This is a genomic window from Paenalicyclobacillus cellulosilyticus (assembly GCF_014647315.1).
GTDB classification, from domain to species: Bacteria; Bacillota; Bacilli; order Alicyclobacillales; family Alicyclobacillaceae; genus Alicyclobacillus_J; species Alicyclobacillus_J cellulosilyticus.
In genome coordinates, this window is record NZ_BMOY01000099.1 from 1 (window position 1) to 350 (window position 350).

The window sequence follows — 350 nt, forward strand, 5'->3', positions numbered from 1 at the left end:
ACACCCCATCAAGTATTTCAATCCCAATTAGATCATATCACATTTTTAGAGGATCATTCCATACTAGAGACAGTATTTTTAAAAAGAGCAAAAAGAGTCGTAAAATTAGATGGGACGATTACGTTGGATAAGAAATTATATGAAGTTCCCGCTTCTTTCATTGGTCAGAAGATTGATCTTCGACTCGATGATCGAGCGGTGTATGTGTTTGAAGATGGAAAAAAAGTAGCACAAGCGATAGCCGTTAACATGGAAGATAATGCGCATGTCAAACGAGCCCCATCCCCATTTGCGATAATGGATACGGTTCAACGGAAGGGAGAGACGGATCATGTATAAATCCTTTTATT

At 38.6% G+C, this 350-nt stretch carries 1 protein-coding gene; it reads left to right on the forward strand.

Features of this window, described 5'->3' with window-relative positions; all coding sequences use genetic code 11:
* The coding region (locus IEX97_RS12955; protein WP_373289463.1) for a Mu transposase domain-containing protein at positions 1–339 on the forward strand (339 nt) is incomplete at its 5' end.
* Between the last annotated feature and the right edge of the window lie 11 nt (positions 340–350).